Genomic DNA, 14,210 nt, shown 5'->3' on the forward strand with positions numbered 1-14,210 from the left:
AAGCAATGTATGGGTCTCCCCTCTACATTGCTTTTTTTATAGCTGTTATCTGTTTTTCCAAACGTCTGCAATGATTTCAAACGAACGCATTCTATCTGCGTGTTCAAAGGTTTCTGAATTGACCATAATTTCATCAGCCTGTGTCGTTTTGACGAAGTCTTCGAGCTTCGCCTTCACTTCTTCCGGGCCGCCGACAATCGTTGAGCTCAGCTGCTCATTGACCATCGCTTTTTCATATGGGCTCCAGATTTGATCCATATCCTCAACAGGCGGCTTAAGCTGGTTCGGCGTGCCGCGGACAAGGTCAAGAAATCTTTGATAATGCGAAGTCGCAAGATGTTGCGCTTTCTCGTTTGTATCTGCCGCGATAATGGTGACGCCGACCATCGCATACGGCTCATCAAGCACTTCTGATGGCTTGAAGGAGTTGCGGTACAGCTCCAGAGCGGGAACGGTATTGGCCGGTGAGAAATGAGCAGCGAATGCAAACGGAAGACCCAGTTCACCTGCCAGACGGGCGCTAAAGCCGCTTGATCCCAGCAGCCAAATCGGCACATCTATGCCCTCTCCCGGAATGGCGCGAACTTGATTGCGCACATTTCCGGACGGTTTAAAGTAATTGCGCAGTTCCTCTAATTGTTCTGGAAAATCTTCACCGCTGCTGATGTTTCTGCGGAGCGCTCTTGCTGTCAATTGGTCTGTTCCCGGCGCACGTCCGAGCCCCAGATCAATCCGTCCGGGATACAGCGTTTCAAGTGTGCCGAATTGCTCAGCAATCACTAATGAAGAGTGATTCGGAAGCATAATGCCGCCGGAGCCGACGCGAATTTTTTTTGTGCCGCCGGCAATATGACCGATCAGAACAGCGGTGGCAGAGCTTGCGACACCTTCTATATTATGATGCTCAGCGAGCCAGTAGCGGTGATAGCCCCACTCCTCCGCACGGCGCGCCAAGTCCATGCTGTTTTGGAATGATTCTGCAACCGTCCCTCCCTGAACAACCGGAGATAAATTCAAGACAGAAAGCAAGGTATCTTTGCGTTGTTGAGTAGACATGTTTTTCTCCTTTGCAATTGTGATATCAGTAAACAGCCTCAAGCTGTCAAGTCATGATCGAAAGGACTTCTCTCACACCATAACATAACTGCAATCAGGAATAAAAGAATTTGATTCGATGAAATTCGAACAATATAAAACGAACGGATTGCTACCTTATTCTGCAGCAAACAATTCCTGAGCCATATCAATAAATAGTTTAGCCGCCAGAGAAGCCTCCTTTAGCGACGGAACTGCAAGCTGTACATCACGGTACACCTGCGTGTCCAAATCCCGCGTCACCACACGCTCTGGCGATCTGTGTAAATAATAAAGCTGCACAATAATAAAAACCCTCTTGTCGTCGAATGTGACAAGAGGGTTCCTTATTTACTGATGCTTGCGCCCTTTGACCACATATGCAACTGTAATCAAAAGGTAGATCGCCGCAGTAATGCTGGTAATGACAATTGACGTTGTCAGGATGACGCCGATCAGAATGGCAAGTAACGCCAGTATCGCAAACCATGTGGTGTACGGGAACCATTTTACATAATAAGCCGGTGTTTCTGTTTGTTCTTTTCTCGATTTCAAATGAGCGAATCCGATGATCAGCCAAATGAATAAAACGGTATACCCCAATGATCCCATTAAGTAATTAAACGTTTGGCTTCCTGCGAACAGAGAAATCAATACGCCAATATATAGAGAGGAAGTGCACATCAGAATCGCAAACATCGGTACATTTTTCGATGAAAGCTTCGAAAAGATCTTCGGAAGCCTTCCGTCAGTAGCCTGTGTATATAAAATGCGTGATGATCCGTATAAACCTGAATTCATAGAAGAAATGATCGCCAGCAAAATGACTGCGTTCATGATATGATCCGCGCCCGGAATACCTACCATTTTAAAGACCATGACGAAAGGACTTTCCGGAACGGAATTCACTTGATTCCATGGAATCAGGCTGACGATGATGAAAAACGGCAGCAGGTAGAACGCGACAATCCGTGTCAGTGTGCTTCGGACAGCTTTCGGGACAACCTTTTCCGGGTTCTTTGTCTCAGCAAGCGTCACACCGATAATTTCTGTACCGCCGTAAGAGTAGATCACAACAAGCATCGCCGTAATCAGCCCTGTGCCGCCGTGCGGGAAAAATCCGCCGTGCTCTGTCAGGTTTGAAAACCCGGCAGCTGTATGATCACCGAATGATACAAATAAGAGCAACAACCCTAATAGAATAAAGACAATAATAACAGTAATCTTGATCATTGCCAGCCAATATTCGGTTTCGGCGAAGATTTTAACAGAAAGCAAGTTCACAATCGTGACAATAAAAGAAATCCCTAATGCCAAAACCCAGATCGGGCAGCCCGGCAGCCAATATTGAATAAAAATCGCAGCCACAACAGCTTCAGCCGCAATGTTAAGCACCCACATTATCCAGTATATCCAATCCAAGAAATAAGCAGGGTAATTTCCCAACACCTGCTGAACAAGATCCCGGAAGGTTCTGGCGTTTCGGTTGCGCACAGCCATTTCCGCGAGCCCCTGCATAATAAACAGCAAAATAATGCCGCCGAGCAGGTAAGCGATAATGACAGATGGCCCTGCCATATCGATCGCTGAGCTGCTCCCTTTAAATAAACCTGCACCGATTGCTCCGCCCAGCGCCATCATCATAATATGGCGGGACGTCATCGTGCGTTTTAACGTCTGATTGTCCTTTTTCATCCTTTTGTACCTCTCCTTCTCATTTTCAAAAACAAAAAAGCCCGCCGTCTCCTATCTAATCTAATAGATAAAGAGACGACGAGCCTTCGGCTGACCGCGGTACCACTCTTGTTGATTCTTCATGAAGAATCCAGCTTTTGACCTGTAACGAAGGTTATCCGTTAAAACATGGGGAATATTCAATCTATTCCGTTTCGTCTTACCACTCCCGGGCGAGGTCAAAGAAGAATCAGGCTGCGTCGCACCATCCCGCAGCTCTCTGTTCTGATACCTTTCTTTTACTGCTCCCAATCTATGTGTTTTCGTTTTCTGAAAAAATTAAATTTTATGATCTAAATATATTAACATAATATACGTGCTTCTCTTTTCCCTGTCAATAACTTCAGAAAAAAAGAAATTGTTATTTTATCCCTTTTTGAATGGCTTTCCAAAAGGATTCTGACTCGTTTCCTAATGCATAGACTGAGACACCTGCTATTTTATATTGCTTTGCCAGGTGGCTTTTCGTTTGAACGGTTTTTTCGTTTTCATACCACACGACATGTTTATGCTTTTTTTGTCAACGTAAGAAAACGTCATCGAACCTAATTTTTGTTGAATGCCGGCTCTGCTTTCTGTTTTTTGATAAGGGACTTGAGTTCATTCCATTCCCACATTGTGCTGCCGCTTCCGTCTTACACATCCCAGTCATAGCCGTAAGCCGGGATTCCCATGATGACTTTATTGTCTTTGATTTTTTTGACTGAAAACTGTAGAGAGCTTTTGATAAAGCTTGTGCTCGCCACTGATCCCGGATCGCCCCAAATCCCGTGTTCATCGTAAGTCATCACCTGCACGCAATCCGCATATTTACCGATTTTGGCATAATCATACGGCCAGCTCCAGTCATCCTTTTGATCATCGGCGCTTTTGGCGGGAACAGAAACCATTGTTTTAATATGTTTCTTTTTCAGGGCCTGCGAGACATCTTTGATGAAGCGTGAGTATTTGGATCGGTCTGCTGGATTCACTGCTTCAAAATCGATATTGATACCGTAGTATAAGTGCTTTTTGGCAAGTGCTATTAGCTGATCTGTGAATCGTTTTTTCGCTGTGTTTTATTACTCATGACCCGCTTGGCTAAATCACCGTCAAAATCGTAAATGGCGTCATTATAGTTTGAAATGACAGCCCATGTTTTGATTTTTTTCTTGTTCGCATATGTTAGCTGCTTGCCTGGGGCTTCGCCAATAACATGTCCGTTTTTTTCAAACGCAAACGTATCTGTAGCGATGGAATTCATGTATGTATGATATTTCGTAAGAGAATTGTATGAGGCCGTATCCCCAGTCGTGTAATTTAATGTCACGCCGGCTGCCTTCGCTTCATTTTTTGTATACATAAACAGCACGATCGCAATTGCCAGTGAAACAGCTATAATCAGCCATTTTTTCATCGTATTTCCTCCTTTTTCAAGTCATACTCTTCTCATCGGCCAAAAAATCGGATAATTGAAGTTTTTTGGGGTATTGGAGGCACAACGAATGCGAGGGTTTGTCGACATGCTAAAAGCCCGGCATATGCTGCCGGGCTTTTATAATCAGCGGTCCGAGACGAGAATGTATGCGGCTTTTACTGGTCCGTGCACCCCGACAACCAAATCCATTTCAATATCGGCTGAGTTGCTCGGTCCAGTAATATAGTTGATGCATGAGGGAACAGTGACGCCGTCCGCAATGTTTTGGCGGATAATATCACTGGCTTGCGTCATTCTCGGCACGATGCTTGATTTCGGGACAATCGCAATATAGGTCGTCGGCAGAAGGCTGACAGACCGGCCGATGTCTTTTGAGGAAAAGAGAACAACCGTCCCCGACTCTGCCAGTGTGATCTCACTGAATGTTATACCTACATTGGCTTGCTCCGCTTTTTTGATATTTTCTTCGCCTTTAGCAGCATCCCACTCCCAGACCGGCGTTCCATCGTTCGGCCAGTCTTTGGCGAGAAGGCTTTTTAGTCCGTATGCGTCAAAGCGGGGGTCCTTTGGAATAATGACAGGGCCTCCGGAAAACCTGCTGACCTGCTCGCGGAGGGCATCGTATAGGCTGGTTGAATCCGTTTCAATAAGCTCTGTATGGATTTTGACACAATGGTTTTTGAGGACTGTGACTAAGTCATCCGTTGAATACCCTTTAAGTGTTTGATACTGCGGTTGATGCGCCCACTCAGGAACTGCCACGCCTCCTGTTCTTCTTTCACGGCCCAGACGTGATGCGATCCGGTTTAAAAAGCTCTCCTGATTCTGAACGGTTCCCTTCGTCATCACTGCTCCTCCTTCGTGCGTTCACTTGTTTCTCTGTCTGTAAACCAATCTCTGAATCTCGATTTATGCGGTGCTGGGAAGTCACGGATCTGTGTCCAGCTTTTGAGTGGGCCGGGCCCTTTCGAAATTTTTTCGTCCTCTGTAAAAGGCGTCATGGCGGCTGGTGCCCATTTTGAGCCCATTTTATAGAGCGGTAAAGATGACGCGCCAAGTCCGAACGCTTTCATCGCAAGCTTTTCACTGATCGGCGCTCTGCCTTCTTTTTCAACGATGTTCTGGCGATGCTTGAGAAGCAGCTCATGAAGCGGAATTTTGACCGGACAGGCTTCTGAACAAGCCGCGCACAATGTAGACGCGTACGGCAGCTCCTTAAAATCGTCATAACCGCCGAGCAACGGTGATAAAACCGCTCCGATCGGCCCCGAATAGATAGAGCCGTATGAGTGTCCGCCGACATGGCGGTACACAGGACAAACATTGATACAGGCGGCACAGCGGATACATTGCAGCACAGACTGGAATTCCGTTCCAAGAATATTGGACCGGCCATTGTCCACAATGACAAGATGGAATTCCTCGGGCCCGTCCACTTCCCCTTCCAGCTTAGGGCCTGTTAAAGCCGTAATGTAACTTGTCAGCCGCTGTCCGACAGCGCTTCTTGTCAGCATGCTGACAAGCACTTCAAATTCTGAAAATGACGGAACAATCCGCTCCATTCCCATCACGGTGATTTGTGTTTTCGGCAAGGTGCTCACAAGCCGCCCATTTCCTTCATTGGTCACAAGGCTGACAGAACCCGTATCAGTAATGGCGAAGTTACAGCCGGTAATGCCGATATCCGCTTCCAGAAACTTCTCCCGGAGGATGGCGCGCGCATGCATCACTAGCTCTTCCGGTTTTTCTGTATGTTGATAGTCCAGTCTTTCTTTAAATACATCACGTATCTGTTCTTTATTTTTATGAAGGGCTGGCGCTACGATATGTGATGGCGGATCATGATCATCAATCTGCAGAATATACTCGCCGAGGTCGGTTTCAACGACTTCGCAGCCTTCCTGTTCCAACACCTCATTCAGATTGATTTCCTCTGTGACCATTGATTTTGATTTTACGATTTTCTTCCCGTTCTTCTTTTGAATGACATCGCGAATATAAGAAGACGCCTCTTCCGCTGTTTCCGCGAAATAGACATGCCCCCCTCTTTTCGCCACATTTTCGGCTAGCTGGCCGAGATAGAAATCGAGGTTTTCAAGAACATGCTGCCTAATTTCCTCTGATAGCGAACGCCACTCTTCCCAGTTTCCCAACTCTTCGGCTGCTTCAAGGCGCCGTGTCCGCAAACGCTCCTGCGCCCCCGAAACAGCGCCTCTCATAAATTCATTATCGATCCCCTGTGATACCCGCTCTTTAAAAGCGTCAGTACCGATTTTCATCGCCATGATCCTTTCCCCCTCTGAATCCAGTTTTATCTGCTGTTGAGCACTTCGGCGATGTGCATCACTTTGACATTCTTGTCTTTACGATCAAGCCGTCCCCCGATATTCATCAAGCAGCCGCAGTCCGCACCGATCAGCACCTCTGCTCCCGTTTCCTCCACACATGCGACTTTTTCATCGACCATCTGCTCAGAGATCTGTGCCATTTTGACGGAGAACGTTCCTCCGAATCCGCAGCAGTTATGTTTGCCCGGAAGCGCTGTCAATTCTAGCCCCTTCACATGACTCAGAAGCTTCATTGGCTCCTCTTGAACCCCGAGCAGCCTTGTCATATGGCACGACGTATGTAAGGTGGCTTTTGTATGAAGGGCCGCGCCGACATTCTCTACCCCAAGGACGTTCACGATAAAATCCGTCAGTTCATACGTTTTATCGGCAAGCTTTCGCGCTTTATCGGCCCATTTCGAGTCATCCCGAAAGAGGTGCGGATACTCCCGGAACATCGTCGTGCAGGAACCGGAAGGGCTGACGACATATTCGGAATCCTGAAACGTTTCAATCATCCGTTTCATTGCTTTTTTGGCATCATTCACATAGCCGCTGTTGTAAGCCGGCTGCCCGCAGCAAATCTGCCCCTCTGGAAAATCAACCTCACATCCAAGCCGCTCGAGCAGCTCAACCGTTGCTTTTCCAACATTTGTTTGAAACATATCAACAAGACAAGTGACAAAAAGTGAGACTTTCATGATGAACCCCTCTCTCATCCCCAATATATGGTCCGGTCATCTGATGACCTGAGTTAAAATAACTATATGAATATCGTACACTATTCTGACAATGGAAGGAAAGGGCTTTCTTAACATTCCGGCATAAAAAAACGCCTGTTTTACTGGACAGACGTTCATAGCACTATACACTTTTTAACGGCTATACAGGAACTTTCTGTATCTTGTATATGTTTTCACAAATAAATAAAAGAAGCTAAGCGTGCTTAGAAGTACAATCCAGCCCGCTCCCCCTCTCATCAGTGCAAAAGGTGTTTCAAACAAAAAGGCGCTGATAAAAGCTACTCCCGTCTTATCCCACAGGCCCGGCGTATAATACAAACTCTGGGGACGGATAAATAAGTCAGCTGTCAAAGCATTGGTAGTAAAGAGAATCGGGATGAAGGATAAGAATATAAAATAAAGTGCAAAGTACGATTGCAACAGGCGTTTATATTTTCCAGCTCTGGATTCTGTATCAGAAAAAATATCGTCTGATGCACTGGCGTTCTCTTTTCTAAAATAATGCAGGCCCTGTGAACTGAAAAGATGCTTCCATCCGCTGTCTTCAAAAAGAGTTCGATAATCAGTAAAATCTCCCGGATGTTTAAAGGTGCGATAGTCTATTTTGATGGTAGAGTTGTCTGAGGATGCTTCATCTGAAAAACAATAGGATAAAAAACATTTCCCTTTTAATTCACACCCCTTATCTGCCATCTTATTTAGCCATTTTTCCTCACTGTCTATGTCCATAAAATATCTGTATTTTTTCATTTGGTCTCCCCCTTTTTATTTACTTCTTGCCTCGTTATGTCAACCAACTGCTCCATTCTCTCCATGTCCTTCCACAACACATTTCTTCCAAGTTCAGTGATGATATATGTTTTTCTGCGGCGATCTTCACTTGGATAAGGCTCGATCAATTGATGCTTCAATAAGTTTTCAATTGCTCCATAAAGAGTTCCAGGCGCCATTTTCACTCTTCCGCCGCTAAGCTTTTCAATATTTTGCATAATGATGTAACCGTGAGCAGGATGTAACAAAGACAAAAGAACATAGTAAACAGTCTCAGTCAGCGGCAAATGCTTATTTTCTTTCATGCAGCAGCCTCCAATATTCAGTATAACTGTATAATTTTATCATATACAGTTATACTGAATATTGCAACCATACATGACCAGATGAACACAAAAAACCTGGCTATTAATAACCAGGTGTCCATTAAATCCAGCCCTTTTCCTCAGCAATGCTGGCTGCTTCTGTTCGATTTTTCGCATCGAGCTTGTGGATGATTTCTGATATATAGTTTCGGACTGTGCCTTGAGATAAATAGAGTTCCAGTGTAATATCTTTTGTTGTCTTGCCTAAAGCCGCCAGCCGCAGAATTTCTTGCTCCCTTACTGTAAGCGGATTTTCGTCTCGCATCATATTAAACGTCAGCTCCGGGCTGAAGGCTCGTTTTCCCTTTATACACTTTCGGATGGCGTCGGCCAGATCGTCAATTTCGCCGTCTTTCAGCAGGTAGCCATGTACGCCGGCTTTGACGGCGCGTTCAAAATATCCGGGGCGGGCAAAAGTGGTTAAAATAATAACCTTGCTGCCGCAGCCTTTTTGCATTAATTCCTCCGCCACATCCAGCCCGCTTCGAACCGGCATTTCAATGTCCATGATGCATACATCAGGCTCCAGCTTCAAAATGGCTTTTAGCGCCTCTTCCCCGTTTAATGCTTGTCCGATGACTGTCATATCCTCTTCTAAATCAAGCAGAGATCCCAAAGCGCCTAAAAGCATTCGCTGGTCCTCAGCAATAAACAGACGAATCATTTCCTTCGCCCTCCTATCATTCTGCTTTTTTAATAAGGGGAACTGTCAGTGTCACAACCGTTCCGTTATGAGCTGAAAGCGTTAATCCCCCTTCAATGAGCATGAGCCGTTCTTCCATTCCCCACAGGCCATTCCCAAACGTTTTCACCTTTGCCGCTCCCTTTCCGTCATCCCGTATGACAATCCGCATTTTGTCAGCAAACCGGGCAATGGTGATGGCGCAGTGGGTGGCATTGCTGTGCTTGATGATATTGGTCACGGCTTCCCGCATACACATGCTAATAATATTTTGCGTGACGGGAGATATTGCTGAAAAGTCTTCGTCCCCTTCGTATTGAAAGGTAATGTTTCCCGCTCTTAATATGTGCTGAATGTTGGCGAGCTCCTCCGTCATGGTAACTGTTCGCATATCAGAAACAAGCTCACGAACCTGCTTGAGTGCGGCTCGTGAACTTGTTTCCATTTCTTTTGCTTCAAGCCGGGTCCGTTCTGAATCAGATGTTGCCAGCCGCTGAATCAGCTGGCTTTTTAATGTAAGCAGCGACAAAGTATGGCCGAGGGTATCGTGAAGATCACGGGCGATTCGGACGCGCTCCTCCCTTTTAGAGAGTTCTTTTATCTGTTCGTTGGCTTGGGCAAGCTTGGTTTCGAGTTCAATTCTCCGAAACAAAGAACGGATCCCGAATGGAGAAATGAGCATGATGACAAGAAACGGGAGAACAGAAAAAAGCTCCCGGAGCGAGGCCGAATTCGCAAGTAATTGATAACAACATGGAAATAGCAGCATAAAGAGTAAACCGCAGAACGCACGGTTAAACTTTGTTTTCTCTTTGTAATAACCAACAAAGTTTGCCGGGAAAAAACCTAAATAGATATAGGTGATATTGTAAAACACACTATAGATTAAGATAACCGCCATTTGCACGATAAGCCAATACGTAAACGAAGCTCTGTCCACACTGCAGAACAACTGGCGATATGCCATGACAAAAAAGATCAGCATGACATATCCCATCACCTGTTTGATGCCTGATTCTTTCAATAAAGAGAGGAACGGCATAGCCGTGTACACCAGAAAGATATAAGGGAAAAACCCGAATTGCTTCGGGAAAATGGATATTGCCTTTTTCATATATTACACCGCTTCTTGTTTTCTTCTTATATATTTAGATAGTAGCATAAAGATCGTCAAATAAGCGATCAATACCAGAATATTCTTCCAGGTTGGGCTCCCGCCTCGGACAAGTTCCCACGCCCCGCTCCCGAAATGATAAGACGGAAGCCAGCGGCCAATGTTCTGCATCATATCAGGCATAACCTCAAACGGCATCCACATGCCCCCGCCTAAAGCGAGCAGCATGTAAAGCACGTTACTGATTCCGGCTGCTGTTTCTACTTTTCTCATGAGGCCGATGAGTGTGCCTAACGCTAAAAACGGCAATGCGCCCAACAAAATCCATAATCCGCTCATAAACCATTCAAACGGTGACAAGGCAATATCATTGATAATTGCGCCGAACAGAAAAATGACGGTAATGGATAAAACGTGAATCACACTTTGGCCGATCATCTGAGCTGATAAATAGATATGATCCGGAAGAGGCGTAATGCGGACAAAAGCTGTCCAGCCTTGTGACCGTTCTTGAACCATACGGATGCCAAGCGTCATGATAGAGGATCCCATCACACTGAAGACTGTCATCGACATTAAGTAATGGGCGTCCCATGCGCGTTGATCAGGTACGTTGGTATTTACTACATTTGTAAAAAGATAATAAAAAGCAATCGGCATGATCAGGGACCAAAGCACAAAGTACTTATTCCTCAGCACCCTTTTCATTTCAGCGATGCTTTGCTTTTGCAGCATGTTCACTCAGATTCCCTCCCTGCTTCCGTCAGCCAGCTGGCGAAATGCCTCATCGAGCGTTCCTTGCTCAACCTGGATATCGCGTGCATGTATGTTTTCTTGAAAGATCAGCGCTAACACTTTATCTGTATTTGATGTGTGGATGATGGTTCTCTTATGCTTTTGGATTACTTGCTCTACTTCCGGGTGACGGGACAGCCTTTCCAATGATTCATCTGAATGGAGCGTAAAAGAAACAGACTGTTTTTGAATCCTTGAGCGGATTTGTATTGGCGAGTCGTCTGCTACAAGGCGCCCGTCAGCAAAAAATAAGATTCGTTGAGCGGCATCATCCGCTTCCTGTAAGTAATGAGTTGAAAAAATAATCGTTTTTCCTTGGTCCGCCAGTCCATGAATGGTCTGCCAGAATCGATGTCTTGAAGATGTGTCCATTCCGACTGTAGGTTCATCGAATATAAGCAGCTCCGGGTTCCCGGCAAGAGCCAAAGCAAAGCTCAAACGACGTTTCTGTCCGCCTGATAATTTTTCTGCTCTTGTTTTCAAATCATCTTTTGTGAGTGCTGTTAACGCAACGAGTTCTTTCATAGATAATGGATGCGGATAATAGCTTCGGAAGAGTTCGAGGATTTCATTCACCTTTAGACCCGGCATGACACTCACGTCCTGAAGCATCGCGCCCATCTTTTCCCTCACCTGTTGATCATTGGGTACGCGGTTAAATAGTTTGATATCTCCCTCGCTTGGTTTCAGCAATCCTAATATCATAGAGATAACGGTCGTCTTCCCTGCCCCATTCGGCCCGAGAATGGCTGCAATTTCTCCTTTTTCAATGCTGAAGCTGATGTTGTTTACAGCTGTTTTTTGCTGAAAATGTTTCGTCACATTGCTTACTGATACTGCCTCATTCATCACATGAGCACCTCCTGATTACTTACATTGATTGTAAAATGACGGAGAAGATGGCGTTAGTATAGGGTGTCATGATATCAAAGTGACATATGTCATATTCTTTCTTACCGCCGTGTTCTAGACAATCCATCCTCTCTCCATCTTTCAATTCAGCTAGCTTGCCTATGCCGTCTTTTTCTTTTAAACTAACTTTTATTGAAAAACACACTATTACAACCTATGAGTGGTATGATATACATATTGAACTTTATTTTCCGGCTGAAAGGAGCCAATCATGAACAAAGCGATTTTGTCTCGAAATCATGTGAAGGTGAGTGGTAACGGCAAAGCATCTATCATTTTCGCACCTGGTTTTGGGTGTGATCAAAGTGTGTGGAATGCCGTGGCACCAGCCTTCGAAGAAGAGTATCGGGTTATTTTATTTGATTATGTCGGTTCGGGGAATTCGGATTTACGCGCATATGACCCGAATCGTTACAGGACACTTGATGGCTATGCCCAAGATGTTCTTGATGTTTGTGAAGCTTTAGATCTGGAAAAGGCAGTGTTTGTGGGGCACTCTGTTGAGGCTGTCATTGGCATGCTGGCTTCCATCCGCCGCCCGGAGCTGTTCTCACATATCGTGATGGTGGGACCTTCTCCTTGCTATTTAAATGATCCGCCTGAGTATTACGGAGGATTTGAGGAGGAGCAGCTTCTTGGTTTGCTGGAGATGATGGAGAAAAATTATATAGGCTGGGCTACTGTATTTGCAGCTACCATTCTGAATCAGCCAGATCGGCCTGAAATCAAGGAAGAGCTTGAAAGCCGTTTTTGTTCCACTGATCCTGTAATTGCCCGCCAATTCGCGAAAGCCGCATTTTTTTCAGATCATCGGGAGGATCTTTCGAAGGTAGCAGTTCCCTCTTTTATTCTTCAATGCGCAGATGATATCATTGCTCCTGCAACAGTAGGTGAGTATATGCATAAACATCTGCCTAATAGCAGTCTGAAACAAATGGAAGCTCGCGGACATTGCCCTCACATGAGCCATCCTGAAGAAACAATACAACTGATCCACGATTATTTGAAAGTACACGTGTGATATAGAGGAACGAAAGGGATAGAGGTGACCCTCTAAATGGACAAACAATTGAATAATGCACCATGTGGTTTTCTCACTTTGTCAGAAGAGGGTTCGATAGTAGCAGTCAACCGTACCCTGCTCAACATTTTGAACTATGAGCATGAACAGGTTATCGGCCAGCATATAGATACAATTTTGACCGTTTCCGCACAGCTTTTCTACCAGCTTTATTTTGTTCCGCTTTTAAAGCTGGAGCACAGCATCGAAGAAATGTACATGTCCTTGAATACAAGAGACGGAGAAGAAATCCCAGTTCTTGTCAATGCCGTTGTGCGAGCTGATCACGGAGCAACTATGACCGAGTGTGTTCTGATTCCGATGCGGAAGCGAAATGAATATGAAAATGAGCTGCTGATGGCCAAAAACGCGGCCCAGGAAGCTTTGCTTGCCAAGCAGAAAGCCAATGCGGAGTTAGAAATTGCCTTGGGCACGCTGAAGGCCAAACAAGAAGAACTTCTTGAGACCAACAAACAAAATCAGCAATTTAAATTAAATACCAAAAGAGAGCTTGAGCTCGCCAGAAAGATCCAAGAAAACTCGTTGACTGAATCGATTGTAAACGATCAAATTCAGATTGACGCTTATTACAAAGCATCCAGTGAGTTATCGGGGGATTTATACGGATTCTATCAAATCGATGCCACTCGCTACGGCATTATTATCCTTGACGTAATGGGCCATGGGATTTCATCTGCTATGATTACGATGTCTCTTCATCCTTTGTTCCAGCGCCAGATCACGCAAGGTCTCAGTCCCGTCAAAGTCATGAAGGAATTAGACCGCCACATCCACAGCTTGTTTCAAAATGATGAGGAAGCTAGACATTATTGCACGGCCATTTATCTTGAGATTGATACAGCCCGGCAAAAAATTGATTATGTCAACGCAGGACATCCGCCGGCATTATGGCAGGGCGCCAGCGGAACCCAAAATCCGCTATACGCTACCGCGCCTCCGATCGGGATGTTTGAAGACACGGTGTTTCATTCTAGCAGCCTTCCATACACTGAGGGGGGAAGGCTCCTTTTGTATACGGATGGCGTGATGGACCCTACGGCTTCATGTTATTTATTTGATTTATTAAAGGATCATCCCGATTTGCCTATTACTGATCTGAAAGAGAAAATCCTTACATCACTGCATCATCATAAGGAAGCCCATCATAAAAGTGATGACGAATGTTTTATACTAGTTGATTTAAAATAAAATGATC

The 14,210-nt window shown here is 45.2% G+C and carries 13 protein-coding genes, 2 pseudogenes and 1 other annotated feature; of the genes and pseudogenes, 2 read left to right on the forward strand and 13 right to left on the reverse strand.

The window, feature by feature from the left end; translation table 11 throughout:
* Nucleotides 1-45: 45 nt before the first annotated feature.
* From MOF34_RS05050 to MOF34_RS05110, 13 genes and pseudogenes are all read right to left on the reverse strand, one after another.
* A complete protein-coding gene (locus tag MOF34_RS05050) occupies nucleotides 46-1,056 on the reverse strand; it encodes an LLM class flavin-dependent oxidoreductase (RefSeq protein WP_019715764.1) in 1,011 nt (336 codons plus the stop codon).
* A 156-nt stretch (nucleotides 1,057-1,212) separates the two neighbouring features.
* Nucleotides 1,213-1,350: pseudogene (locus tag MOF34_RS05055) on the reverse strand (LysR family transcriptional regulator); the annotation flags it as partial.
* Between the two features lie 75 nt (nucleotides 1,351-1,425).
* A complete protein-coding gene (locus MOF34_RS05060; RefSeq protein ID WP_268398866.1) occupies nucleotides 1,426-2,769 on the reverse strand; it encodes an amino acid permease in 1,344 nt (447 codons plus the stop codon).
* 68 nt (nucleotides 2,770-2,837) lie between these two features.
* Nucleotides 2,838-3,073: a binding site (T-box leader), on the reverse strand.
* A gap of 96 nt (nucleotides 3,074-3,169) precedes the next feature.
* Nucleotides 3,170-4,204, reverse strand: a pseudogene (locus tag MOF34_RS05065) (glycosyl hydrolase family 18 protein).
* Nucleotides 4,205-4,348: 144 nt separating this feature from the next.
* On the reverse strand, nucleotides 4,349-5,071 hold the full coding sequence (gene lutC / locus MOF34_RS05070) for a lactate utilization protein LutC (protein ID WP_268398868.1): 723 nt from the start codon (nucleotides 5,069-5,071) through the stop codon (nucleotides 4,349-4,351).
* Entirely contained in the window at nucleotides 5,071-6,510 is a 1,440-nt protein-coding gene (lutB, locus tag MOF34_RS05075) for a lactate utilization iron-sulfur protein LutB (RefSeq protein ID WP_268398870.1), read from the reverse strand. The genes lutC and lutB overlap by 1 nt, the downstream gene beginning before the upstream one ends.
* Before the next feature lie 26 nt (nucleotides 6,511-6,536).
* Complete coding sequence (lutA, locus tag MOF34_RS05080) at nucleotides 6,537-7,253, reverse strand: lactate utilization iron-sulfur protein LutA (RefSeq protein WP_268398872.1); 717 nt, start codon at nucleotides 7,251-7,253, stop codon at nucleotides 6,537-6,539.
* A gap of 174 nt (nucleotides 7,254-7,427) precedes the next feature.
* Nucleotides 7,428-8,045 carry a DUF2812 domain-containing protein gene (locus tag MOF34_RS05085; RefSeq protein WP_019715770.1) on the reverse strand — a complete coding sequence of 206 codons (618 nt, stop codon included), beginning with the start codon at nucleotides 8,043-8,045 and terminating at the stop codon, nucleotides 7,428-7,430.
* Complete coding sequence (locus tag MOF34_RS05090; RefSeq protein WP_019715771.1) at nucleotides 8,042-8,371, reverse strand: PadR family transcriptional regulator; 330 nt, start codon at nucleotides 8,369-8,371, stop codon at nucleotides 8,042-8,044. Before MOF34_RS05090 ends, MOF34_RS05085 begins: the two co-directional genes overlap by 4 nt.
* Nucleotides 8,372-8,492: 121 nt before the next feature.
* Nucleotides 8,493-9,095: a two-component system response regulator YvfU gene (yvfU, locus tag MOF34_RS05095; protein WP_268398874.1), complete on the reverse strand. Its 603-nt coding sequence runs from the start codon at nucleotides 9,093-9,095 to the stop codon at nucleotides 8,493-8,495.
* A 16-nt stretch (nucleotides 9,096-9,111) separates the two neighbouring features.
* Nucleotides 9,112-10,227, reverse strand: coding sequence for a sensor histidine kinase (locus MOF34_RS05100; protein ID WP_268398876.1), 1,116 nt, complete (start codon nucleotides 10,225-10,227; stop codon nucleotides 9,112-9,114).
* A 3-nt stretch (nucleotides 10,228-10,230) separates the two neighbouring features.
* A complete protein-coding gene (locus tag MOF34_RS05105; RefSeq protein ID WP_268398879.1) occupies nucleotides 10,231-10,968 on the reverse strand; it encodes an ABC transporter permease in 738 nt (245 codons plus the stop codon).
* Nucleotides 10,969-11,874: an ABC transporter ATP-binding protein gene (locus MOF34_RS05110; RefSeq protein ID WP_268398881.1), complete on the reverse strand. Its 906-nt coding sequence runs from the start codon at nucleotides 11,872-11,874 to the stop codon at nucleotides 10,969-10,971.
* 271 nt (nucleotides 11,875-12,145) lie between these two features.
* On the opposite strand from MOF34_RS05110, the gene MOF34_RS05115 reads away from it, so the two are divergent.
* Nucleotides 12,146-12,955 carry an alpha/beta fold hydrolase gene (locus tag MOF34_RS05115; protein ID WP_268398883.1) on the forward strand — a complete coding sequence of 270 codons (810 nt, stop codon included), beginning with the start codon at nucleotides 12,146-12,148 and terminating at the stop codon, nucleotides 12,953-12,955.
* A gap of 36 nt (nucleotides 12,956-12,991) precedes the next feature.
* Nucleotides 12,992-14,203 carry a SpoIIE family protein phosphatase gene (locus MOF34_RS05120; RefSeq protein ID WP_268398886.1) on the forward strand — a complete coding sequence of 404 codons (1,212 nt, stop codon included), beginning with the start codon at nucleotides 12,992-12,994 and terminating at the stop codon, nucleotides 14,201-14,203.
* Nucleotides 14,204-14,210 lie beyond the last annotated feature (7 nt).

The sequence above is a fragment of the Bacillus sp. T17B1 genome (assembly GCF_026796395.1).
Classification (GTDB): domain Bacteria; phylum Bacillota; class Bacilli; order Bacillales; family Bacillaceae; genus Bacillus; species Bacillus spizizenii_A.